At 52.1% G+C, this 238-nt stretch carries 1 protein-coding gene; it reads left to right on the forward strand.

Features of this window, described 5'->3' with window-relative positions:
- Window positions 1-44 precede the first annotated feature (44 nt).
- Window positions 45-238, forward strand: a 194-nt coding sequence (locus ACPYOM_RS23795) for a P-II family nitrogen regulator (RefSeq protein ID WP_481347875.1), incomplete at its 3' end; no start/stop codon positions are given.

Here is a 238-nt window from a genome sequence, read left to right on the forward strand (position 1 = left end):
GCAATTTGCCCGCGTTAACGGGAGAAGCGGAGAGTCATTTTCTCATGAAAAAGATCGAAGCGATCATTAAGCCTTTCAAGCTCGACGAAGTGAAGGAAGCCCTTCAGGAAGTCGGCCTGCAAGGCATCACTGTCACAGAAGCGAAGGGCTTCGGTCGCCAGAAAGGCCATACGGAACTTTACCGCGGCGCCGAATATGTCGTCGACTTTTTGCCAAAGGTGAAGGTCGAAGTCGTGCT

It is taken from the genome of Monashia sp. HAY1-2A (assembly GCF_056755315.1).